19 protein-coding genes and 2 pseudogenes are annotated in these 22,955 nt (G+C 75.1%); 9 read left to right on the forward strand and 12 right to left on the reverse strand.

The features are described from left to right. The first annotated feature begins 93 nt into the window (after window positions 1–93). Window positions 94–1,689, forward strand: coding sequence for a hypothetical protein (locus ACFTWP_RS05705; protein ID WP_380262984.1), 1,596 nt, complete (start codon window positions 94–96; stop codon window positions 1,687–1,689). A 510-nt stretch (window positions 1,690–2,199) separates the two neighbouring features. Further along, window positions 2,200–2,820: a hypothetical protein gene (locus ACFTWP_RS05710; RefSeq protein WP_380262985.1), complete on the forward strand. Its 621-nt coding sequence runs from the start codon at window positions 2,200–2,202 to the stop codon at window positions 2,818–2,820. A gap of 132 nt (window positions 2,821–2,952) precedes the next feature. Here the strand turns inward: ACFTWP_RS05710 and ACFTWP_RS05715 are convergent. Continuing rightward, window positions 2,953–3,189, reverse strand: a pseudogene (locus ACFTWP_RS05715) (DNA-binding protein); the annotation flags it as partial. A 193-nt stretch (window positions 3,190–3,382) separates the two neighbouring features. Between ACFTWP_RS05715 and ACFTWP_RS05720 the strand changes: the two are divergent. Further along, window positions 3,383–4,144 carry a dienelactone hydrolase family protein gene (locus ACFTWP_RS05720; RefSeq protein WP_380262986.1) on the forward strand — a complete coding sequence of 254 codons (762 nt, stop codon included), beginning with the start codon at window positions 3,383–3,385 and terminating at the stop codon, window positions 4,142–4,144. A 46-nt stretch (window positions 4,145–4,190) separates the two neighbouring features. Here the strand turns inward: ACFTWP_RS05720 and ACFTWP_RS05725 are convergent, their stop codons facing one another. From ACFTWP_RS05725 to ACFTWP_RS05740, 4 genes are all read right to left on the reverse strand, one after another. Beyond that, complete coding sequence (locus tag ACFTWP_RS05725; RefSeq protein WP_380262987.1) at window positions 4,191–5,060, reverse strand: LLM class flavin-dependent oxidoreductase; 870 nt, start codon at window positions 5,058–5,060, stop codon at window positions 4,191–4,193. Between the two features lie 157 nt (window positions 5,061–5,217). Further along, window positions 5,218–5,715 carry a cupin domain-containing protein gene (locus ACFTWP_RS05730; RefSeq protein ID WP_380262988.1) on the reverse strand — a complete coding sequence of 166 codons (498 nt, stop codon included), beginning with the start codon at window positions 5,713–5,715 and terminating at the stop codon, window positions 5,218–5,220. A 196-nt stretch (window positions 5,716–5,911) separates the two neighbouring features. Then, the gene (locus tag ACFTWP_RS05735; protein WP_380262989.1) at window positions 5,912–7,420 is read right to left on the reverse strand and encodes an alpha/beta fold hydrolase; all 1,509 of its coding nucleotides are present in this window, start codon (window positions 7,418–7,420) and stop codon (window positions 5,912–5,914) included. 312 nt (window positions 7,421–7,732) lie between these two features. Next, window positions 7,733–8,722, reverse strand: coding sequence for a helix-turn-helix transcriptional regulator (locus tag ACFTWP_RS05740; protein ID WP_380262990.1), 990 nt, complete (start codon window positions 8,720–8,722; stop codon window positions 7,733–7,735). A gap of 94 nt (window positions 8,723–8,816) precedes the next feature. On the opposite strand from ACFTWP_RS05740, the gene ACFTWP_RS05745 reads away from it, so the two are divergent. Both ACFTWP_RS05745 and ACFTWP_RS05750 read left to right on the forward strand, forming a co-directional pair. After that, on the forward strand, window positions 8,817–9,614 hold the full coding sequence (locus ACFTWP_RS05745; protein WP_380262991.1) for an ABC transporter ATP-binding protein: 798 nt from the start codon (window positions 8,817–8,819) through the stop codon (window positions 9,612–9,614). Continuing rightward, window positions 9,614–12,136, forward strand: a complete 2,523-nt coding sequence (locus ACFTWP_RS05750; RefSeq protein ID WP_380262992.1) for an FtsX-like permease family protein — start codon at window positions 9,614–9,616, stop codon at window positions 12,134–12,136. The genes ACFTWP_RS05745 and ACFTWP_RS05750 overlap by 1 nt, the downstream gene beginning before the upstream one ends. Window positions 12,137–12,172: 36 nt before the next feature. On the opposite strand, the gene ACFTWP_RS05755 is transcribed toward ACFTWP_RS05750, so the two are convergent. The 4 genes and pseudogenes from ACFTWP_RS05755 to ACFTWP_RS05770 form a co-directional block, all read right to left on the reverse strand. Further along, window positions 12,173–13,603 (reverse strand): PLP-dependent aminotransferase family protein, encoded by a 1,431-nt coding sequence (locus ACFTWP_RS05755; protein ID WP_380262993.1) that lies wholly within the window; start codon window positions 13,601–13,603, stop codon window positions 12,173–12,175. A 148-nt stretch (window positions 13,604–13,751) separates the two neighbouring features. Next, on the reverse strand, window positions 13,752–14,495 hold the full coding sequence (locus ACFTWP_RS05760; RefSeq protein ID WP_380263093.1) for a site-specific integrase: 744 nt from the start codon (window positions 14,493–14,495) through the stop codon (window positions 13,752–13,754). Continuing rightward, a pseudogene (locus tag ACFTWP_RS05765) lies at window positions 14,496–15,665 on the reverse strand (RNA polymerase sigma factor); the annotation flags it as partial. A 156-nt stretch (window positions 15,666–15,821) separates the two neighbouring features. After that, the gene (locus tag ACFTWP_RS05770) at window positions 15,822–16,145 is read right to left on the reverse strand and encodes a YciI family protein (protein WP_380262994.1); all 324 of its coding nucleotides are present in this window, start codon (window positions 16,143–16,145) and stop codon (window positions 15,822–15,824) included. A gap of 156 nt (window positions 16,146–16,301) precedes the next feature. Here ACFTWP_RS05770 and ACFTWP_RS05775 point away from each other — a divergent pair, with 156 nt between their 5' ends. Together ACFTWP_RS05775 and ACFTWP_RS05780 are read left to right on the forward strand one after the other, a co-directional pair. Continuing rightward, a complete protein-coding gene (locus ACFTWP_RS05775; protein WP_380262995.1) occupies window positions 16,302–17,030 on the forward strand; it encodes a DUF998 domain-containing protein in 729 nt (242 codons plus the stop codon). Between the two features lie 180 nt (window positions 17,031–17,210). Continuing rightward, the gene (locus ACFTWP_RS05780; protein WP_380262996.1) at window positions 17,211–17,828 is read left to right on the forward strand and encodes a class I SAM-dependent methyltransferase; all 618 of its coding nucleotides are present in this window, start codon (window positions 17,211–17,213) and stop codon (window positions 17,826–17,828) included. 63 nt (window positions 17,829–17,891) lie between these two features. On the opposite strand, the gene ACFTWP_RS05785 is transcribed toward ACFTWP_RS05780, so the two are convergent. Continuing rightward, window positions 17,892–18,320: a MarR family winged helix-turn-helix transcriptional regulator gene (locus ACFTWP_RS05785; RefSeq protein ID WP_380262997.1), complete on the reverse strand. Its 429-nt coding sequence runs from the start codon at window positions 18,318–18,320 to the stop codon at window positions 17,892–17,894. Window positions 18,321–18,503: 183 nt separating this feature from the next. On the opposite strand from ACFTWP_RS05785, the gene ACFTWP_RS05790 reads away from it, so the two are divergent. Together ACFTWP_RS05790 and ACFTWP_RS05795 are read left to right on the forward strand one after the other, a co-directional pair. Next, the gene (locus tag ACFTWP_RS05790) at window positions 18,504–19,070 is read left to right on the forward strand and encodes an isochorismatase family protein (protein ID WP_380262998.1); all 567 of its coding nucleotides are present in this window, start codon (window positions 18,504–18,506) and stop codon (window positions 19,068–19,070) included. Between the two features lie 565 nt (window positions 19,071–19,635). Beyond that, window positions 19,636–20,697, forward strand: coding sequence for a glycoside hydrolase family 3 N-terminal domain-containing protein (locus tag ACFTWP_RS05795; RefSeq protein WP_380262999.1), 1,062 nt, complete (start codon window positions 19,636–19,638; stop codon window positions 20,695–20,697). 117 nt (window positions 20,698–20,814) lie between these two features. On the opposite strand, the gene ACFTWP_RS05800 is transcribed toward ACFTWP_RS05795, so the two are convergent. Both ACFTWP_RS05800 and ACFTWP_RS05805 read right to left on the reverse strand, forming a co-directional pair. Continuing rightward, window positions 20,815–22,311 (reverse strand): MFS transporter, encoded by a 1,497-nt coding sequence (locus tag ACFTWP_RS05800; protein WP_380263000.1) that lies wholly within the window; start codon window positions 22,309–22,311, stop codon window positions 20,815–20,817. Window positions 22,312–22,384: 73 nt separating this feature from the next. Further along, window positions 22,385–22,873: a MarR family winged helix-turn-helix transcriptional regulator gene (locus ACFTWP_RS05805; protein ID WP_380263001.1), complete on the reverse strand. Its 489-nt coding sequence runs from the start codon at window positions 22,871–22,873 to the stop codon at window positions 22,385–22,387. Between the last annotated feature and the right edge of the window lie 82 nt (window positions 22,874–22,955).

Genomic DNA, 22,955 nt, shown 5'->3' on the forward strand with positions numbered 1-22,955 from the left:
ACGGCTGCTCGAATGGGGCTAGTTGGCTGTCCCTGGCTGCGCAGCGAGCGAGTAGGGTGTCACTTTTCGCAGTCGGAGAGGAAGGGGTCCGGGGTGTCGGGGGCCGGGGAGTGGGACGGGCTGTTCGAGGGCATCGAGGAGGTGGCCGCCCGACCCGGGATGGCGTGGGCGTGGATCTCCGGGCTCTGCTGGCATCCCGCGCTGGACGTCCGGGTGCGGCTGGCCGCCGTCGAACCGACCCTGGTGGGGTACTCCGACCGGACGCACCCGCCGGAGGTCGTCGACGCCGCCGTCGCCCGGTCCGACTGGAGCATCCGCCGGGCATGGGCGGAGCACCAGCGAGGGATGAGCGTCGCGCAGTGGGTGCGGCTGATCGGCGACGAGCCCGCCGGCCGGCGCCGGAACATCCTGCTGTACCGGGCCTCCTGGCACGCACCGCGCCCCACCGCGGAGGATTTCGCGGGCTGGGCCACCGACCCGGACCCGAAGGTGCGACTGCGGGCCCTGTACTTCCGCGGCCTGCCCGAGCCGGTGGCCGCGGCCCTGGCCGCCGACCCCGACCCCGAGGTGCGCGCGCTGCTGTGCGAACGCGGCTGGGAGCGGCTGGACGCGCACTCGCGTGCCGTCCTGGTGGCCGATCCCGACCCGGGGGTACGGGCTGCCGCCGGGCTCCGCGCCGGGCACGAACTCCCGATGTCCCGCGCGGAGTTCGATGCCCTGGACGAGGAGGCGCAGCGGGACGTGGCGAGCCTCCAGCACTTCGACGAGGACTGCCTGCGACACCTGCTCGACCACCCCGACAAGGCGGTCCGCCGCTACCTCGCCGAGAACGAGCGGCTGACCCCGGACACACTCGCCGTACTGGCCCGCGACCCCGAGGCGATCGTCCGGTCCCGGGTCTCGGTCCGCCCCGACACCCCTGCGGAGTTGCGCGCCGAGATCCAGCCCGGCCTACCCGCCCGCCTGCCACGCTGGCAGATGCACTGGGTCGAGGACCAACACGGCGATCCGGTGGCAATACGCCGGCTCGCCGCCTCCGCGAGCACGGACGTCCGGGAGGCCGTCGCCGCGGCCCGGACATTGCCGCCCGACGTCCTGGAGCTGCTCGCCCGCGACCCCGCGCCCTCGGTGCGGTACGCCGTCGTCCACCACAACGAGGCACCGCCCGCCGACCTGCTGCTGGAGGCCGCCCTGAATTGGACCGAGCCCTGGCCCGTGCTGCACCGCCCCGACTTCCCCCGCGAGGCGCTGAACGGCCTCGCCGACCACCCCGACCCGAAACAGCGCCGACTCGCCCTGTACGCCGCCGACTGCACCCCCGAGACCGTCGAACACCTCGCCACCGACCCGGACCCGATGGTGCACGCCCCCGCCGCGGCCGACCCGCGCCTGTCCCCCGCCACCGCGATGCGCCTGCTCGCCACCACCGAGGCGGACTTTCGGGCCACCCAGGAAACCCGCGACCTACCCGTACCCACCACCTACCAGCTCCGCGCAGCCGTGATCCGCAACCCGCAACTGCCGGTCCCGACACTGACCACCCTGCTCCGCGACCGGGGCTCGGCCCAGGACGCCGCCGCCAACCCCGCGATCCCGGCCACCGTCGCACACCACCTGATCGACCTGGCCACCCACCACTCCCCGAGCCGCAGCGACGCGGTTCCACCCGACACCAGCCCGCGAGGGTAGGCAAGGACGATCGCCGCAGGGAGGACCTGGTCTCGGTCTTGGTCTCATTCACCTCCGTCCAACCACGTTCACCCACCACCCAGCCGTGCACTACGCCGCAGGTCAGGACGGCTGTAAACCCGGACGGACAGAGCTGAGGAGAATTGGAAAGCGTGTTGGGGGCAACCCCTCACGAGTTCGAATCTCGTATCCTCCGCCGGCAGAAGGCCCGGACCGCACCTGCGGTCCGGGCCTTCGTCGTTGTCTGCCACGATTCGCCTCGGCCAAGACCCTCTGCGGCGAGATCGCTGCGCCGGCTCCTCATGCATGCAGTTCCGCACATCGCCCGCTTCCGTGGAGAGCGATCCGATGTCGGAGCGGTCACGAATCAGCGAAGGTCCATCCCGCTGGCACGGACCGGGGCTTCGATGTCCCATACGCCCACCCCGTCCCGATCCGTTCTCTCGGAAGCGTGCCGCCCATATGGCCTCCAGCGCAGTAGTCCTGACGAAATCGTCCCCGACCGTCTCCTTGGGCAAGCACGGCGTGACGTCCGGTCTCATCCGGGTCAACCTGAACTGGACCTCAGCACCGGCCGCCGCACCGCGGGAGGCTGGGGAGGCACGAGGCTTGTTCCAGAGGATGCGGGCCTCGCTGCGGGCCCCGGTGGTCAATGACGTGGACCTCGACCTCGGGTGCATGATCAGGTTCAGTGACGGCAGCAAGACCGTTGTCCAGGCGCTGGGCAACTCGTTCGGCGCGGTGGAGCAGTTCCCGTACGTCGCGCTGGACGCGGACGACCGGACCGGTGCACGGGCCGCGGGCGAGAACCTCGTCATCAATCTGGATCACCAGGCCGAGTTCTCAAAACTGCTGCTCTTCGTCTACATCTATGAGGGCTCGGGGGATTTCCGCGGCCTCGACGCGGTGGTGACCCTCACCTCCGACCGGGGGGACCGGTTCGACGTACGTCTCGACGAGTGCCCGCCGCAGGCCCAGGCGTGTGCGATCGCTCTGATCAAGCGACAGAAGGGTGAACTCGTCATCGGGCGCGAGGTGAGGTGGTTCACCGCACAGGACGGCCCCGGCATCCAGGACGTGATCTCCCGGGCGTATCGGCTCGGCTTGAAGTGGACGCCGGGACGCAAGTAGCCGACCGACTAAGGATCCGAGCCTGCACAGCGCCCGATCGCGGCAGACTCGGCTCGGTGCGAATTCCGAACCATCTGCTCCGGGGCTCTCGTTCGCATTCGACGCCGGCCCGTCCAGGGACCGTGGCACGAGTCAGCCGGCCACGAGCCGTACGCGATCACCGCAGAGTTTGGTCATGTCGTCGATCTCCGACGTCAGCAGAACGACAGGCCGCTGCTGCCGCAGTGCGATCTCGGCCACTGCCGCGTCGATCGCGTACATGTGACCGTGAAGGCCGGCCGCGACCAGCATCGCGGACGCCGCTCGGGCCTCCTCGTCGCCCACCTGCACGATCCGCAGGCCGGACAGGATCCACCGGAGACGGGCCCGGTAGGAAACCGAGGCCCGCCCGGACCTCCGGGTGGCGCGGTAGCAGTCCCGGTTCCGGCGCCCTCCTAAGCCCTCGCTGCCGGGCCGCGCGGCAGCGGCAGCAGGTCGCGCCGGCAGGGCGGGCGAACGCCGTGCTCCGGCTGGTGAGAGGGTGGGGTCCGCAAGGGCATCTCCCACGAAGGCGGTTCCGGGCATGACGGCGGTACACGGCAGCACTGTCGAGATTCCGACCCTGGACGGTACGGCGGACGCGTACTTCGTCCACCCCGCGGGGGGCGGGCCGCACCCCGGCGTGCTGCTCTACCAGGACGCGTTCGGGCCGCGGCCGGCGCTGAACGCGATGGCCGACCGGCTGGCCGCCGAGGGGTACGCCGTCCTGCTGCCCAACGTCTTCTACCGCCAGGGCCGCGCGCCGGTGGTCGAGCTCCCCCCGCACATCGACCACGACAACCGCGGTGCGCTGTTCGCCCGGCTGATGCCGCTGATGCAGGGCCTGACGCCCGACCTGGTGGTGGCCGACGCGCACGCGTACCTCGGCTGGCTCGCCGACCGGCCGCAGGTCGCCGACGGGCCGGTCGGCGTCACCGGCTACTGCATGGGCGCCCGGCTCGCCCTGCACACCGCGGGCGCCCACCCGGACCGCGTGGCCGCCGTCGGCGGCTTCCACGGCGGCCGGCTCGCCACCGACCAGCCCGACAGCCCGCACCTGGCGGCCGCCACGATGACCGCGGAGGCGTACTTCGGCCACGCCGACCAGGACCAGTCGATGCCGCCCGAGCAACAGGAACGCCTGGAAGCGGCGCTCACCGAGGCCCGCGTCACCCACCGCTGCGAGGTCTACCGGGGAGCCGGCCACGGCTACACGCAGTCCGACACCTCCGACTTCGACGCCGCGGCGACGGAACGTCACTGGGCCGCACTGCTGGACCTCTTCGGCCGCACCCTGCGCCGCTGACGGCGGACGGCCACCCAGCCTGCCCCACGACCCGCCCCACGACCTCTCAGCGGCCGAGGGCCGCCAGCACCTCGCGCAGCTGCGCGAGCGGCTGCGGGCCGCAGATCCGCACCACCACCGTCTGCGCGCCCGCGTCCCCGAGCGTGCGGAGCGCCGCCGCGGCCTCGGCCACCGTGCCCCCGGCCGCGAACGTCGCCGACTCCTCGCGCCCCAGCCACTGCGCGTGTCCGGCGACGGCCTCGCGCAGGGCCGGGGCCGCCGCCTCCCCCACGCCCAGGAAGGTGAACGCGGTGATCGTGTGGTCCGCGCCCGCGCCGCCGCGCTCGGCCGCGGAGCGGACGGCGCGCAGGTCCTCCGGGCCGTGGCCCTCGGCCACGAGCGTGCCCTGCGCGGCGCGGCCGGCCAGCTCCAGGGATTTGGGCGAGACGACGCCCGCGATCACCGGCGGCACCGCGTCCTTCGCCGGCGGGTGAACCAACTCGACTCCGTCGAGCCGCAGTTCACGCCCGTCCACGGTGACGCGCTCGCCGCGCAGCAGGCCGCGCACCGCGGTCAGGGTCTCCTCCAGCAGTGCCAGCGGCGACCGCGGGGCCACACCGACCTGCCGCATCCACTCCCGTACGCCGTGGCCGATCCCGGCGACCAGCCGGCCGGGGAAGACCCGGGCCAGGGTCGCCACTTCCATCGCCAGCAGCGCGGGGCTGCGCAGGGGGGCGGGCGCGATCCCGATGCCGACCCGCAGCCGCTCGGTCGCCCCCAGGGCCACCGCCGCCGCCGAGATCCCGCCGTTCCACCCCAGGTCCTCGACGACCCACAGGTCGTCCGTGCCCAGCGCCTCGACCTCGCGCGCGAAGGCGGGCAGGCCGGCCGGGTCCCAGGAGCGGTCGTACATCACACCGATACGAAAGGCCGTCATGAGCGGCCAAGTTACCCCCGTGCGCCGCCGACCGCACCACCCGGCCGCACCGCTCGGCGATCCGACCCCGCCTGCCCGCCTGCCCACCTGCCCGCCTGCCCGCCTCCTGACGGACCTGCCGTCGTCCGGAGGCGACTCCCGCCCCCGGACGGGTCGTTCACCCCCGCTCGGCGAGGGCGCGCCGCCAGACCGGGCTGTCGACGTAGTGGTTGTCGAACCGCTCGGAGGAGTCGCTGATCTCCTGCGGGCTCGCCTCACCGCGCATGACCCGGCCGAGCAGCCGGAGGTAGTCGAAGCGGGCCAGGCCGGGGGTGAAGACGAAGAGCACGTCCGCCTCGGCGCCGGGCGCCGCCGCGAAGGCGTGCGGGGTGTGGGGCGGCACGAGCAGGAAGTCGCCCTCGCCCAGCACCGTCAACTCCTCGCCGAGCAGCACCTGGAGGGAGCCGCCGAGGACGAAGAACAGCTCGGAGGCCTTGGTGTGGAAGTGCGCCGGGGCGCCCACCGCGCCCTTCGCGAAGGAGGAGCGGTAGGAGGTGAGCCGGCCGCCGGTGGCGTCCGAGTCGGCCAGCAGGGTCATCACGCTGCTCGGGTCGCTGGTGGTCTCGGCGAGGGCGGCGCGGGTCAGGATCGGGGCGAAGTTCGTCTGCTCGGTCATGGACTCCACTCTAGGCAGCAGGTGACCGGTCGGACCGGTGCAATCAGTGGGCGGTTTTACCGGTCAATTCCCGTCCCGGGCTCGGGCGCCCGAGGTGGGCCGGAGCTCCCGACTCCCCTGTGGTCGGGACCTCCGGCCCACCTCGGCGGCACGGGGCGGGCAGGCCCTCCCGCCCTGCCCTGCCAGCCGCGGAGCGTCAGCCCCGCAGTCGCGCCAGGACGGATCGCACGGCCCGCCGGACCGCCTCGCGGGCCTCCTCCGTGTGGTCGATCGTCTCGAATCCGTGGTGGCCGAGCGGCACGTCGATCACCTCGACCTCGGCCTCCGCGTCCCCTGCGGCGGCCAGGAACTCCTCGACGGTGACCGCGATCTCGGGCAGCTCCAGCTCGACCCGGGTCAGCACGATCGGCAGCCGGCCGGCGCTCTTCACCGCGGTCGCGGGGTGGAACCGGGTGCTCGCGAGTCCCCAGCTGGGCAGCGGCGCGAGCACGGGGTAGGTCGCCGCCACGCAGCGCAGCCAGGACGGCGGCGCGGCGAGCACCTCCGCCGAGAGCGGGCCGCCGCCGGAGAAGTACCAGATCGCGATCCGCTCGGGGTCGACCCTGGGGTCGGCCCGGACGAGCTCGACCGCCGCGGCGACGTCGTCGGCCGCGCGGCCGTAGTCGGCGAGTTCGTGCAGGCCGTGGTCCACCGTCACGCCGACCGCGCCCTGCCCCGCCACGTACCCGGCGTAGCCGACGAAGGTCGGCCAGTCGCGCGGCGTGGGCTGCACGCCGGCGGGGACGGGGCCGCCGTGGACGAACACCACCGCCGGCGCCGGCCCGTCGGTGTCGGGCAGGTAGAGGTCCAGCTGTCCGACCCGCTCGCGCCGGCGCTGCGGTACGTCCAGGAGGAAGGGGCGCAGGTGGACGGGCGTCTCGGCGGCCTTCGCGGCGAGCCGGCGGCCCTCTCCGGCCGCGGCGCCGCGCAGGACGGCGGCCAGCTCGTCCGGGGCGGAGAGCATCGGCCAGTGGCCGGTGTCGAGGTCGAAGAAGCTCACCTGCGGGTCGAGGAGCCCCTGCAGGCGGGGGTCGCCGAGGCCCACCAGTGCCTCGACCAGGGCGGTGCTCGTCCCGTTGGCGGTGCAGAGGACGCCGGTGGTCGGCACGGCGGAGGCCGCGCCCGTGAGCCGGAGCGGCTGGGTGAGGGTGGCCCGCGGCTGCGGTGCGGCCAGCCTGGTCAGCCGGGCCAGCGCCTCGGCGGGGACGCCCGCGAGGCTGCCGCCGCGCTGCCACTCGTCCGCCGCCGGGGCGGGGATCCGCCAGTCGCTCCCGGACTGCTGCTCCGGGTCGAGCAGCCGTTCGCGGACCACCGGGTCGGACAGCAACTGGAGCGGCCGGTCGCCGTCCTGCGGCATTCCCGCGTCGAGGTGGACGATCCGGGCGATCCGCTCGGGCCGCCGGTCGGCGGCCCCCAGCACCGGGTGGATGCCGTAGTCGTGGCCGACCAGGACCACCCGGGGCTCGTCGATGTGGTCGATCAGCTGCACCAGGTCCTCGATGTGCGTCTCCAGGTCGGTGGCCGGGTCCGCCAGGTGACGGCGGTCCCCCAGCCCGGTGAGGGTCGCCGGGTGCACCTCGTCCCCCGCCTCGCGCAGCCGGGCGGCCACGTCCCGCCAGATCCAGCCTCCGGTGTAACCGCCCGACACCAGTACGAACGCCGTCATTGCTTCCTCCTCGCGGGCCTGTCCCGGTCCGCGCGCCGGGCCGGGCCGGCCCGCCGCGCTCCTCCGCACGGTAGGAACTCCCCCTGCGGGAGGTTCAAGACGGGAGGTTCGAGACGGCGGGATAAGGACGGCGGGATCGAGAGCGCGGGATCGAGAGCGCGGGATCAAGAGGGCGGTATCGAGAGCGCGGGATCGAGACGGCGGTATCGAGAGCGCGGGATCGAGACGGCGGTATCGAGAGCGCGGGATCAAGACGGCGGTATCGAGAGCGCGGGCTCAGGACCGGGCGGCGGCGGCCCGGCCCGCGGCCTGCTACAGCCAGCCGCGTTCCTTCGCCAGCAGGCCGGCCTGGAACCGGTTGGCCGCGCCCAGCCGGAGCATGATGTCGGCGATGTAGCGGCGGAAGGTGCGCAGCGAGACGCCCATCTCGCGGGCCGCCGCCTCGTCCTTGTCGGTGCGGGTGAGCACGTCGAGGACGCGGCGCTCGACCTCGGAGAGCGGCGGGCCGGCGGGTGCGTCGCCGGCCTCCTGGACGGGCAGTTCGCGTCCGCTGTCCCAGACCTGCTCGAACCAGGCGACCGTGTTGGCGACCAGGCCGGGCTGGCGTACGACCAGCACCGCCTGCAGGTGGTCGTCCGGGTCGACCGGCACCATGGAGACGCCGCGGTCCCAGATCACCATCCGCCGGATCGCCTGCTCGGTGAACCGTACGTCGCCGCCGAGCGAGACGAGTTCGCGCAGGTAGGCGAGGGTGGCCGGGTCGCCGGCCGCCTCCGGGCCGACGACCGTGCGCCAGCGGATGCCGCGTCGCAGCATCCGCAGGTCGGACTCGCGGGCCTGCTCGATGCTCTCCGGCTGCCACCGGTTGGGCAGCAGTGCCATCAACTCGCGGAAGGTGAAGAACGCGAGGTCGGCGAGGCGCTCGCGGATGGCGTCGACGCCGTCCACCCGCTCGATCTCGCCGACCGGGGTCTCCTCCAGGCCGTGCTTGTGCTCCTCGGACAGGGTGGGGATCAGCTTGCGCGCCGCGACCACGTGGTCGGTGGCGTTCCGCAGCTCGCCGAGCTGCTGTTCGACCAGCCACTCGACGGCGACCGACGGGTCCGAGACCAGGACGGTGTGCCGGTCGGACAGTCGGATCAGGCCCTTGCCCTGCAGGCCCTCCAGTGCCTCCTCGACGCTGTCGCGGTCCCAGCCGAAGGCGGTGCCGGCCGTCTCCGCGCCGTGCCCGGGATGCCGCAGGAAGTACCGGTAGAGCCGTAGGTGCTCGTCCGGCACCCCCAACGCGATCAGACCCGACAACGTCCCCCCGATCCCCGGTCGAGTGGCAACAAGCTGTCATCCGTTGCCGTTTCTGACACTAGAGCAGCGTCTCGGGCTGGAGCACGCTGGGGTCATGCCCAAGATCTTCTCGTCGTCGGCCCGTGCGGCCGCCACGCCGGACCAAGCCGCCGGCGCCCTCCCGGAGGCGGCCGTCAGCCTCTCCGCGGTGACCAAGGTGTACGGCCGCGGCGCCGGCACCGTCCACGCCCTGCGCGGCGTCAGCGTCGACATCCCGCGCGGGAGCTTCACGGCGGTGATGGGGCCCTCCGGCTCCGGGAAGAGCACCTTCCTGCACTGCGCGGCCGGCCTCGACCGGCCGAGCGGCGGCACCGTGACGCTCGGCGGCAGCGAACTGGGCGGGCTGGACGAGACCTCCCTGACCCGGCTGCGCCGGGACCGGGTCGGGTTCGTTTTCCAGGCCTTCAACCTGATGCCGTCCCTGACGGTCCTGCAGAACATCACGCTGCCGCTGCTGCTGGCCGGGCGTCGCCCCGACCGGGACTGGCTGGAGCGGATCGTCGAGCGGGTGGGGCTGACGGGGCGCACCGGGCACCGGCCGTCCGAGCTGTCCGGCGGTCAGCAGCAGCGGGTCGCCGTCGCCCGGGCGCTGGTCACCCGGCCGGAGGTGGTCTTCGGGGACGAGCCCACCGGCGCCCTGGACACCGTGACGGCGAAGGAGGTGCTCGGCCTGCTCCGGCAGACCGTCGACGAGCTGGGGCAGACCGTGGTCATGGTCACCCACGACCCGGTCGCCGCCTCCTACGCGGACACCGTGCTGTTCCTGGCCGACGGCGACCTCGTCGACGCCCTGGCCTCGCCGACCGCCGAGCTGGTGGCCGACCGGATGAGCCGGCTGGGAGCGTGGGCCTGATGTTCCTCCTCGCCCTGAGCACCCTGCGGGCCCGCAAGGGGGCATTCGCCGGCGCCTTCGTCGCCCTGTTCTGCGCCGCGGCGCTGGTCACCGCCTGCGGTGCGCTGCTGGACACCGGACTGCGCGGGAGGATCCCCACCGAGCGGTACGCGGGCACACCGCTGCTGGTCACCGCGGACCAGGAACTGCACTGGACCAAGCGGTCCGGCGGCAAGACCAAGGAGAAGTCCAAGCCGCTGACCGAGCGGGCCTGGCTGGACGCGGGCACCGCCGACCGGCTCGCCGCGCTGCCCGGCGTGCGCGCCGTCGTCCCCGAACTCACCTTCCCCGCGGCGCTGCTGGCGCCCGGTTCGGCATCCGGCTCCTCCTGGGGCCACGCCTGGGAGTCCGCCCCGCTCACCCCGTTCGGACTGCGCGCAGGCCGGGCGCCCGTCGCCGACGACGAGGTGGTGCTGGACACGGCGGCCGCCCGCGCCGCCGGGGTGGAGGTGGGCGCCGCCGTCACCGTGCAGTCCACCGCCGACCCGGCCGCGTACCGGGTGGTCGGCCTCGCCTCGCCGCAGGGCGGGGAGCTCGCCCGGCAGTCGGCGCTGTTCTTCACCGCCGCCGAGGCCCGGCGGCTGGCCGGGCATCCGGGCCGGGTGTCCGCGGTCGGGGTGCTGACCGCACCGGGCGCCGACCCGAAGGCGGTCCGGGCCGGGGTGGCCGCGGCCCTGTCCGGCGGCACCGCGAAGGTGCGGACGGGTGACGAGCTCGGCTCCGCCGAGTTCCTGGACGCGGGCAAGGCCCGGGTGAAGCTGATCAGCATGGGCGCCGCGATGGGCGGCACCTCGCTGCTGGTCGCCCTCCTGGTGGTGACCGGCACCTTCTCGCTCTCCGTCCAGCAGCGGGCCCGCGAGCTGGCGCTGCTGCGCGCGATCGGGGCGACGCCCCGTCAGCTGCGCCGGACGGTCGGCCGCGAGGCGGTGGTGGTCGGCCTGCTCGCCGGTCTGCCGGGCGCGTTCGCCGGACTGGCCCTGGCCGGCTGGATGCACGGACGCTTCCTGGCCATCGGCGCGCTGCCGGACACCCTGCACCTGCTGCTGAGCCCCTTCCCGCCGTGTGCGGCGGTCCTCGCGACGGTGCTCGCCGGCTGGGGGGCCGCCCGGGTGTCGGCGCGGCGCCCGTCCCGGGTGCATCCGACGGCCGGGCTGGCCGAGGCCGCGGCGCCCGGGCGCCGCCTCGGGGTGGCCCGGCTGGTCGCGGGCGGGCTCGCCGCGGTCGGGTACGCGGTGCTGGTGCTCGTCCTGGCCCGGCTGCACACGGACGCCGGCGCCACGCCGGTGACCTTCCTGACGGTGATCCTGGCCGCCGTCGCGACCGCCCTGCTCGGCCCGCTGCTCACCCGGGCCGTTACCGCGGTGCTCGGCCGGGTCGTCCAACTCCTCTCCCCGGCCGCCGGGTTCCTCGCCGCACAGAACGTCCGGGCGAACGCCCAGCGCCTGGCCGCCGTGGTGACCCCGCTCAGCCTCGCCGTCGCGATGGCCTCGACGATCCTGTTCACCCAGACCACGGCGAGCCACGCGGCCCGGGAGCAGGTCAGGGCGGGGACCACCGCGCCGTACCTGCTCGCGGCCGGCGGCCCGGGGGTGCCGCGGGCCGCCGCGGAGGCGGTGCGGCGGGTGCCCGGGGTCGAGGCGGTGACGGAGGTCGTCCGCACCACCGTGTACACCGGCCAGGACCGCTTCCCCGCGCAGGGCGTCACCCCGCAGGGGCTGGCGCGCACCCTGGATCCGAAGGTCTCCGCCGGGTCGCTCGACGCGATGGCCGAGGACACCGTCGCGGTCAGCCGGCTCGCCGCCGACACCGCGAAGGTCACGGTGGGCTCGCTGCTGCCGGTCACCCTGGGCGACGGCGCCGCCGTCCCGCTGCGGGTCGTCGCGGTGTACGAGCACGGCCTGGGGTTCGGCGACCTGATCCTTCCGCAGGGTGTGGTGACGGCGCACGCGGACAACCCGCTGGCCTCCTCGGTGCTGGTCTCCGGCACCGCGACGGGCGACGAACTGCGCGCCGCCGCGGCCGCGTTCCCGGCCGTACGGGTGCTCGACCGGAGCCGGGCGGACGCCGCGCGCAGTGCGCAGGCGGGCACCCAGGCCCAGGTCAACTACGTCGCGATGGGCCTGATCATCGCCTTCACCGGCATCGCGATCGTGAACACCCTGGTGATGGCCACCGCCGCCCGGCGCCGCGAGTTCGCACTGCTCCGCCTGGTCGGCACCACCGGGCGGCAGGTCCGGGCGATGCTCCGCTGGGAGACCCTGACGGTCGTCCTGCTCGCCGTGGCGCTCGGCACGGCGGTCGCGTACGTGACGCTCACCGCGTACAGCACGGGCATGACCGGGGCGTCCGCTCCGTACGCCCCGCCGCTGACCTACCTCGGGGTGGTCTGCGCGGCGGCGGCGCTCGCCTTCACCGCCACCGCGCTGCCGGCCCGACTGGCCCTGCGCGCCGACGCGGCGGCGGCGATCGGCGCCCGCGAGTGACGACCGCGAGGGTCGGCGCGCCGCCCGCCCCGCCGGTCAGCTTTCCGGGGCGGGCGGCAGGATCCGGCAGAGGGCGTCGAGCGCGGCGCCGTACGCGCTGTCGGGGGGCGTCGCGTATCCGACCACCAGCCCGTCGGCGGGCGGTACGACGGCGTCCGGGTGCCGGAACCCCGCCAGGCCGTCCAGGGCGATGCCCTGCCAGGTCGCGCCCTTGACCGTGGAGGCCTCGGTGCCGGGCGGCAGCCGCAGGACGGCGTGCAGCCCGGCGGCGATGCCGGTGACGGCGATGTGCGGGGCCTGCTCGGCGAGCGTGGCCACCAGGCGGGCCCGGCGGTCGCGGTAGCGCTGGCGCATCCGCCGCACGTGCCGGTCGTACCGGCCCGAGTCGATCAACTCGGCGAGGGTCAGCTGGTCGAGGACGCTCACCCAGGCCTCCCGCTCCCCCTTCACCGCGAGCACCGGGGCGACCAGGTGCTCGGGCAGCACCATCCAGCCGAGCCGCACCGCCGGGGACAGGCTCTTGCTGACCGAGCCGAGGTACACCACGTGCTCCGGGTCCAGGCCCTGGACGGCGCCGACCGGCTCGCGGTCGTAGCGGAACTCGCCGTCGTAGTCGTCCTCCAGCACCAGGGCGCCGTTGGCGCGGGCCCAGTCGACGGCGGCGGCCCGCCGGCCCGGGTGCAGCGGCCCGCCGGTCGGGAACTGGTGCGCGGGCGTGAGCAGCACCGCGCGGGGCGCCGCCGTGAGCGCCGCCAGCTCCTGGGTGCGGGTGCCCCGGTCGTCCGTGCCGAGCGGCACCGTACGGACGCCGGCGTCGCTCAACAGGCTCCGGTGGAAGGGCAGTCCGTAGGGCTCCACGGCGAGCGGACCGCGCAGCACCTGCCCGCCGAAGAGCAGCCGGAGCGCGTGCGCGAAGCCGGAGCAGACGACGATCCGCTCGGGTGCGGTCCGTACTCCGCGCACCCGGGCGAGGTACTCGGCGAGGGCGCCGCGCAGTTCGGGCCGGCCCTGCGGGTCCCCCGGCCCGAAGGCCTCGTTGGGGGCGGCGGCGAGGGCCCGGCGGGCGGCGGCCGACCAGGCGGCCCGGGGGAAGGAGGCGGCGTCCGGCTGCCCCTGGCTCAGGTCGTGCACGGGCGCCGTCCGGTGGCCGGTGACCCTGACCGGGGTGCGGACCGCTCCGGCCGGCGCCGCCCGCTCGGCGACCCTGGTGCCGGATCCCTGCCGGGCGGTGAACCAGCCCTCCGCGACCAGTTCGGCGTACGCGTCGGCGACGGTGTTGCGGGCCACCCCGAGGTCGACGGCGAGGGCGCGGTAGGGCGGCAGCCGGGTGCCCGGCGCGAGCCGGCCCTCGCGTACGGCCTCCCGCAGGGCCCCGGCGAGCGCCGCCCGGCGGCTGCCGGTGGCGGGCAGCTCCAGGTGCAGGTCCGATCCGCTGCCGCCGGACGGTGTGACCCCTGGTTCCGGCATCGAACTGCACCCTTCGGTCGGTCCTTGGATGTCGCAGGGTAGCCCGACGGGGTGCCTCGGCCACACCGTCCACCCGTGCGGCCCGCCCGCGGCGGGGTCCGCGCCGGGGCGAGGGTCGAGGCGCTCCGGATCGGACCGGCGCCACGCGTCAGGCGCGGGGCCCGAGCCGGCCGAGGGTGTAGCCCTCCCCGCGCGGGTCCAGCTCCCTGGTGGCCTGCTTGAAGAGGTACTCGGCCCGCTCGTACGACAGGCGCCCGCGGCCGGTGTGCGGGCAGAGGTCCGCCGCCGCCGGCATCCGGGCCGGGCCGGGGCGCCGGTCGGCCAGGAACAGCGGGCCGGCGGTCCGGCCGGCCAGCAGGCCGGGGAGCAGCCGGGCCGTCCCGGCGCGCCAGCTCACCCAGCCGCGGCGGGTGCGGGCCCGGCGGTCCTCCAGGTCGAGGTCCTCGACGTTCAGCGCGAGGACGGTCCGCACCCCGGCGGCGGACTCGTGCAGCAGCCGCCACAGGGTGAGTTCGCGCGGCGCCGGGCCGGGGCTGCGCCAGATCGCCGCCAGCTGGGCCGGATCGAGCGGCTCCGTCCGGTGCCCGCCGCCGGACCGGCGGTCCAGCCCGGCCGCGAGGTCCTCGGTGCCGGCCCAGGCGGCGAAGGAGCGCAGGGCCGACCGGTGCCGGTTCCAGGTCGCGGCGGCCGCACCGCCCCAGGTCGCGGTGAACACCCGGGCGACGTCGGCGGCGGTCAGTTCGGCCAGCGGCGTCCGGTCGCCGACGGCCAGGCCCAGGCGCCGCAGGGTCTGCCCGTAGGAGCGGACCGTCGTGGCGTCCAGGTCCCCGCGGGCGAGGAATTCCCGGGCCGCGTCCGCGAGGAGGGGCCCCGGGGCGTCGGCGACCGCGATCGCGTCGGCCCGCCGGTGGAGGAACGCGCGTTCGGCCGCGTTCCTGGTCAGCGCGGCGGCGCGCCGGAACTCCTGCCGCGCCTCCTCCGACCGCCCGAGTCGCAGCAGCAGGTCCCCGCGCACGCTGGGCAGCAGGTGGTAGTCGCGCAGCGCGGGGTCGGCGGTCAGCGCGTCGGCCACCGCCAGCCCGGCCTGCGGCCCGCGCGCCCGGCCCAGCGCCACCGCCCGGTTGAGCTGGACGATCGGGGTGGGCAGCAGCCGGGCCAGCGCCTCGTACAGGGCCGCGATCTGCTCCCAGTCGGTGTCCTCGGCGGTGCGGGCCTGCGCGTGGCAGACGGCGATCGCCGCCTGCAGCACGTACGGGCCGGGCGGGCCGCCGAGCTGACGGGCGTTCAGCATCGCGGTGAAGCCGCGGCGGATCCGCAGCTGGTCCCACCGGCCCCGGTTCTGCTCGTCCAGCCGGACGGGCTCGCCCGCGGGGCCGGTGCGGGCGGCGGACCGGGACTCCTGGATCTCCATCAGGGCGAGCAGCCCGTGCGCCTCGGCTTCGCCGGGCGCCAGTTCGGCCAGCAGCCGGCCCAGCCGCAGCGCCTCGTGGCAGAGCGCGGGCCGCATCAGGTCGTCCCCGGAGGTGGCCGAGTACCCCTCGTTGAAGATCAGGTAGATCACTTCGAGCACCGAGGACAGCCGGCCGGCCAGTTCCTCGCCCCGCGGCAGGGTGAAGGGCACCCGCTCCTCGGCCAGGGTCCGCTTCGCCGCGGCGATGCGCCGGGCGACGGTCGGTTCGTTGACGAGGAACGCCCGGGCGATCTCCCGGGGCGTCAGGCCGCCGAGCAGGCGCAGGGTGAGGGCGATCCGGCCCTCGGGCGGCAGGACGGGGTGGCAGGAGATGAACATCAGCCGCAGGACGTCGTCCTCCTCCGGGCCCTGTTCCGCGCCCTGCTCCGGGCCCGGCTCGGCGTCCCGCCGGTGCTCCAGCTCGTGGGCGAGCTGCTCCTGCTTGCGGGTGCCGAGTCGGGAGCGCCGGATGTGGTCCACGGCGCGGCGCTTGGCGACGGCCATCAGCCAGGCGCCGGGGTTGGCCGGCACTCCCGTCCCGGGCCACTGTTCGAGGGCGGAGACGAGTGCGTCCTGCGCCAGCTCCTCGGCCAGGCCGACGTCGCGGACCATCCGGGTGAGCGCGGCGACGATCCGGGCCGATTCGAGCTTCCAGACCGCGTCGACCGTGCGGTGGGCATCCAGCACAGGGACGATGACAGCACCCGCCCCGGCCCGGCCGCAAACCGGGTGGGGGCGGGGTGCTCCGCCGTCGGGGGCGCCCGGCCGTCAGGGGCCGAACACCTGCTGGATCACGCTCTCGCCGTCACCGACGATCCGGCGGAAGCGCCGGGCCAGCTCGATCGCCTCCTCCTTGGACCGGGCCTCGATCAGCGCGAAGCCTGCCACCGCCTCCTTGGCCTCGGCGAACGGCCCGTCCGTCACCGTGATCTCGTCCCCGACGGACGTCACGCGGACGCCGCCGGGCTCCAGCCCGCCGGTGGCCAGCAGGACGCCGGCCGCGCTGAGCTCCTCGATGAACCTGCCCATCTCGGCGAACAGCTTCTCGTCGGGGGCGGTGTCGGTGGCCTTGGTGGTCATCAGGTAGCGCATGGTCTCTCTCCTCGGATCGGGGTGGCGGTGCCTTGCTCTGCCCAGACGTCGAACGGGTCGATGTGACAGGGAATGCATCCGTTCCCTGTCACACAGCGGGTTCGACGTGGGAGCGAGAACCCGAATCGCACCCGCCCCGAAAGCGAGACCCCGGCCATGAGCACCCTCCGGAACCCCACCGCCACCACCGTCACCGCCACCTCCGTCACCGCCACCTCAGGCGCCACCGCCCACGCGATCCGCACCCCGGCCGGCGCCACGGTGGCCGGCACCCGCACCCTGCTCGGCTGCGCGGTCGTCGCGGCGCCGCTCTGGGCCGTCGTCTCCCTGACCCAGGCGGCCACCCGCGAGGGCTTCGACCTCACCCGCCACCCGCTGAGCGCACTCGCCAACGGCTCGCTCGGCTGGTTGCAGATCGCCGCCTTCCTGGTCGCCGGCCTGCTGACGGTGCTCGGCGCGAGCGGCCTGCGCCGGGCCCTGCACGGCACCCCGGGCGGTGTCTGGGCACCCCGGCTGGTCCGGCTGTACGGCCTCGGCATGATCGCGGCGGGCACCCTCGTCATGGACCCGGCCGACGGGTTCCCGGTCGGCACCCCGGACGGCATGCCCGCGGCCCTCAGCTGGCACGGCTACGGGCACCTGGCGGCCGGCTCGGTCACCTTCGCCGCCCTGGCCGCCGCCTGCTTCGTCCTCGGCCGGCACTTCACCCGGGCCGGGCGGCGCGGCCGGGCCGTCCTCTCCCGACTGGCCGGGACGGCGGTGCTGCTCGGCAACGGCTGGGCGATGAGCGGCGGCCGGGCGGGCTCGCTGACCCTGGCCGTCGGGGTGGTCACCGCGATGCTCTGGGTCTCCGCGGTCGCCGCCCTGGCCCGGCGCGAGGGCTGATCGGCGGCAGTGTGGCGCAGGCCCCCCGGCAGCCGGCGGCCGGGGGGCCTGCGCCGCGGCCGGCGCTCGGTGCCACCGCCCGCACGGTCACCGCGCCCGTGCCCGCCGTCGCCACGGCCGCGCCACAGCGGCGGCGCTCCCCCGCCGGTGCCAGACTGGTGGTGAGCGACGGAGGATGCCATGGGCTTCTACGCGACGCAGGTGCTCCCGCGGATCGTCAATGCCGCCTGCGGCATGAAGGAGGCCGACCCCCTGCGCCGGCGCGTCTGCGACGGCCTGGCGGGCGAGGTCGTGGAGATCGGGTTCGGCTCGGGCCTCAACGTCCCCTTCTACCCGCCGACGGTCACCCGGCTCAGCGCCGTCGAGCCCTCCGACCTCGGTTGGCAGCTGGCCGGCCGGCGGCTCGGGGCGACCAGGATCCCGGTGCAGCGCGCGGGCCTCGACGGCCAGTCCCTGGTGTTCCCGGACAACAGCTTCGACGCCGCCCTCTCGACCTGGACGCTCTGCACCATCCCGGACGCCGGCGCCGCCCTGCGGGAGCTCCGGCGCGTCCTCAAACCCGGCGCCGCCCTGCACTTCGTCGAGCACGGACTGGCTCCGGACGAGCCGGTACGGCGCTGGCAGCACCGCCTGGACCCGCTCCAGCAGCGGCTCTTCGGCGGCTGCCACCTCACCCGTCCGATCGTCGACCTGCTGACCGGGGCGGGCTTCACCGTCACCGAACTCGACGTCTTCTACGAGAAGGGCGCCCCGAAGATCATGGGCGCCGACTCCCTGGGTGTCGCCACCTCCCCCTGAGCCGCCCCGGCGTGGCCGAGCCGCCCGATGCCCGGTCAGCACCCGCTCGGCGCCCGGAACGCGTCAGCGGCCGGCGGGCAGTCCCCGGCCCACCGCGAGCCGGCCCATCAGCCCCGCGAGCACGGCGTGCTCCTGCGGGGTCAGCCCGTCCGTGAACTCGGCGTCCAGCGAGCGGGCCAGGGCGGAGCAGGTGTCGAGCAGTTCGCGGCCGCGGTCGGTGAGGGTGAGCAGCTGACGGCGGCGATCGGCGGGGTCGCGGGTCCGCCGAATCGCGCCCAGGCCCTCCAGGTGGTCGGCGAACCCGACCACCAGGCTGGGCGCGACACCCATCACCCGGGCGACGTCCAGTTGCGAGGCGGCGAGCCCCGCGGACAGCACGATCATCAGGCCGACCTGCTTGGGCTTGAGGCCGTACGGCTCGACGGCGGCGGCGAAGAGCTCGGTGGCCGTCGCCCCCAGGACGCCCAGGCGGAAGACGACCGACTCCTGCACCGGCGCGCCCCCGGCCCCGGCTTCGGAACCGGCCTGGGAACGGGCCTGGGAACGGGCTTCGGAACCGGCCGAGGGACTGGCAGCGGGACTGACATCGGGACTGACATCGGACATGCCCGCCATGCTACATTCTCAAAATCATTCAAAGCTCGAATGATTCAGAGCGAGACGCAAGGAGTCGCCATGCTCGACCTCGCCGGCGTTCAACTGCACGTCGCCGACCTCCAGGACGGCATCATCGGCCTGGGCGCAACCAACCCGGCGGCCACCCTCCGGCGCTCGGCCCGTGTCCTCGCGCGGACGGCCCGCCTGCTGGACATCCCGGTCACCGTCTCGGCCGCACCCCGGCCCGGCGGCCCGGCGGTGATCGGGGAACTCACCGACGTGCTGCCCGAGGCGCCCGTGTTCGTCCGCGGCGGGCCGTGCGCCTGGGACGACGAAGCCGTCCGGCGGGCGATCGACGCGCAGCGCCGCGGCACCCTGGCCCTCTGCGGAGTGCTCACCGAGATCGTGGTGCTGCACACCGCGCTGGCCGCGCTCGAAGCCGGCTACGCCGTACAGGTGCTGGTCGACGCCTGCGGCGGCATCTCCGACCGCACCGAACAGGCCGCCCTGCGACAGATCGAGGCGGCCGGCGGCCGGGTGACCAGCGTGGCGGGCTTCGCCGCCGACCTGGTCCGCGACTTCACCACCCCCGTCGGACGCGAGGTCGTCGCCGGCCTGCACGACCTGATGACGACGGCGAACTGACGGCCCCGACGACGGCCCGTCGGCGACGGGGCGGGCGCACCGGCGCCCACCGCCCGACCCGGGCCCTCGCCGGCCGTCACCGCGCGCCGGCACCCGCCACCGCGACACCGGCACTCCCGCAGCGCGCCGCTCTGCCGCCGACCGCCGCGCGGAGCGTAGCTTGAAGGGACATGGCAAAGGGCGGGCCGCCGGCGGCCACCGCCAGGACCGGGCCCTTCGCCCCTCGAACCTCCCGGAGACCCGCCCCCGCGCTGCCGCCGGCGCGCCGGCGGACCGGACGGCGCAGGAGGAGAAGACCATGCCTTTGCGGACCGGACGGCTCGTCAGCACCTTGTCGCTCCTGCTGGCTTGCGGCGTGCTGACGGCCTGCGGGGCGCCACCCGGCGCCGCCCCGGGCACGGCTGCGGGAGGGGTCACGGGAGCGGCGGGCTCCGGTCCGTCCGGCCCGCCCGGTTCGGCGCCCGTCCCGACCGGCCCCGGGGCCCCGGCAGCCACGACCGGGAGCCCGCCGGCCACGCCCGCGCCCACCGCCGCACCCACACCGTCGCCGACACCGAGCCGGGGAGTGCCGACCTTGAATCCGACCGCACCGCAGCCGACCGATCCGGACCAGGACGCCGAGCCGACCCCGGCGCAGCTGGCGGGGCGGCGGGTCATCTACTCCTACCAGGGGCTGACACCGCCGCCGACCCTGCTGGCCGACATCCGGGCCGGTCGGGCCGCCGGGGTGATCTTCTTCGGCGAGAACGTCTCCGGCCCGGAGCAGCTGCGCTCGGTCGTCCGGCAGCTCAACGAGGCGCAGCAGCAGAGCCCGGTACACGTCCCGCTGCTGCTGATGACCGATCAGGAGGGCGGACTGGTGCGGCGGCTGCCCGGGGCGCCGGAGCTGTCGGCCCGCAAGATCGGCCAGGCCGCGGACCCGCTGGCCGCCGCGACCGCGGCGGGCACCGGCGCGGGCGAGAACCTCGCCGGCGTCGGACTGAACGTCAACCTCGCCCCGGTGCTGGACGTGTACGAGGTGCCCGGGAACTTCGCCGACCACTTCGAGCGCTCGTTCAGCTCCGACCCGGCGGTCGTGGCCAGGCTGGGCACCGCGTTCATCACCGCCCAGCAGCGGACCGGCGTGGCCGCCACCGCCAAGCACTTCCCGGGCCTGGGCACCGCGCCGACCGCCGCGAACACCGACACCGGGCCGGTGGTCCTGCCGGCGGGCCCGGGCCGGCTCCGCGACGTCGACGAGGCGCCCTACCCGGACGCCATCGCGGCGGGCGTCGGGCTCGTCATGCTCTCCTGGGCCGTCTACCCGGCACTGGATCCGGACCACCCGGCCGGGCTCTCGACCACGGTGGTCGAACAGGAGCTCCGGGACCGGCTCGGCTTCGAGGGCGTCACGATCACCGACGCCCTGGAGGCCGGCGCCCTGCAGGCCGTGGGCGGTACCGGTCAGCGTGCGGTCGCCGCCGCCCTGGCCGGGATGGACCTGCTGCTCTGCTCGGCCCGGGACACCGCCCAGGGCGAGCAGGCCACGGCCGCCCTGGCCGACGCGCTGAGCACGGGCGTGCTCGACCGCGAGGCCTTCACGGCCGCCGCCGACCGCGTGACGGCCCTGCGGGCCGGCCTGGCCTGACGCCCGCCGGCCCGGGCCGCCTCCACGGTCGGAGGACGGCCCGGGCCGGCTTCGGCGGGTTCGGCGGCCCGGTTCGAGGCGACGGCGTCCGGTGGGAGCCGCGCCGCCGAGCGCCCGTCAGCCGCGGGCGGCGGCCGACTCGCGGGCGGCGGCGGCCCGGCCCGGCCCGCGCAGCATCACGAGCGCCAGGACGAAGGCGGTCACGAGCAGTCCGGCGCCGACCCCGAAGGCCAGGTGGTAGCCGGCGGTCAACGCCTCGGCGCGGTCGCGGCCGGCCGCGAGCAGGCTCTCGGTGCGGGAGGCGGCCAGCGTGGAGAGCACCGCCACCCCCAGGGCCATGCCGATCTGCTGGGTGGTGTTGAACAGTCCGGAGGCGAGCCCGGCGTCCGCCTCCCCCGCCCCGGACATCCCGAGCGTGGTCAGCGCGGGCAGGGCCAGCCCGAAGCCCGCCGCGAGCAGCATCACCGGCAGCAGGTCGGTGGCGTAGTCGGCGTGCACGGGGACGCGGACGAGCAGTCCGAGGACGCCGATCAGCAGCAGGAGCCCCGCCAGCAGCACGTTGCGCTCGCCGAACCGGGCGTTGAGGCGGGCCGAGACGCCGAGCGACACCGCGCCGATCACCACCGCGGCCGGGAGCATGGCGAGGCCGGTCCGCGCGGCACTGTAGCCGCGCACCTGCTGCAGGTAGAGGGCGACCAGCACCTGGAACGAGAACAGGGCGGCGACCATCAGGATCTGGACCAGGTTGGCTCCCCGCACGCTGCGGGGGCGCAGGATCCGCAGCGGCATCAGCGGGGTCCGCGCGGTGGCCTGGCGGGCCACGAAGCCGAGCAGCAGCAGGACGGCGACGGCGCCGGAGGCGAGTGTCGGGGCCGAGGTCCACCCCCGCTCGCCGACCATGACGACGGTGTAGATGCCCAGCATCAGCCCCGCGGTGACCAGCAGCGCGCCGATCAGGTCGGCTCCGGCCGCGAGGCCGAGGCCCCGGTCCGCGGGGAGCACGGCCTTGGCGCCGGCCAGCGCCGCGAGCCCGATCGGCAGGTTGATGATGAAGATCCAGTGCCAGTCGAGGGCATCGGTGAGGACGCCGCCGAGCACCTGCCCGATCGAGGCGCCGGCGGCGCCGGTGAAGCTGAAGACGGCGATGGCCCTGGCCCGCTCGGCGGGTTCGACGAACAGGGTGACCAGGATGCCCAGGCTGACGGCGGCGGCGGCCGCGCTGCCGGCCCCCTGCAGGAACCGGGCGAGCACCAGGACGGCGGGCGAGCCGGCCACTCCCGCCAGCAGCGAGGCGGCGGTGAAGACGGTGATGCCGGCCAGGAACATCCGCCTGCGGCCGATCAGGTCGCCCAGCCGCCCGGCGAGCAGCAGCAGGCTGCCGAACGCGATCAGGTAGGCGTTGACCACCCAGCTCAGGCCGGCCGGGGAGAAGCCCAGGTCCTGCTGGATGGCCGGCATCGCCACGGTCACCACGCTGCCGTCGAGGACGATCATCAGCATCGCGCTGGCGAGCACCGCGAGGGCGAGCAGGCGGGACCGGGGTGCCGGGGGTGCGGTGGGGGCGGATCCGGCGACCCGGGCGGAGGGATCGGAGGCTACGGGCGTGGCAGGCATGGGTCTCTCCCGTCGAAGGGGCAACAAGAAAGACCGTAGCAGATAGTTCTGTAATAGACGATCCTCTTCGGTTCTACTTGCTCCGCTGACGCGCCCGGCGCACCGGCTGGGGGTTCTCCACCGGGGTCGACAGCGTCCCCTCCACCAGCCGCCGCAGCAGTCGCAGGAAGACCTCCCGCTCCCCGTCGGGCAGGCCTTCGAGCACCTCCCGGTGCACCCGGTCGACGATCTCCTGGCTCTGACCGGCCACCCGCTCGCCCTCCCCGGTGACGGCGATGATCCGGGCCCGCCGGTCCGTGAGCGAAGGACGCCGCTCCGCGAGACCGGCCTCCTCCAGGGCGTCCACCGTGACCACCATCGTGGTCTTGTCCATGCCGCCGATCTCGGCCAGCTGGATCTGGGTGCGCTCCTCCTCCAGGGCGTGCACCAGCACGCAGTGCATCCGGGCGGTCAGCCCGATCTCACCGAGTGCGGCGGCCATCCGGGTCCGCAGGACGTGGCTGGTGTGGTCGAGGAGGAAGGACAGGTCCGGTTCGTTGCGCGTGGGCGCCATCGCGGTCATACCTGCCAGGATAGGCAATTCGGTCTGTAGCGGATCATCCGGAACAGGAGCGAGTCCCGCCCGCGCCGCGCTGACCACCCGC

Source organism: Kitasatospora sp. NPDC057015 (assembly GCF_042673745.1).
Lineage (GTDB): Bacteria > Actinomycetota > Actinomycetes > Streptomycetales > Streptomycetaceae > Kitasatospora.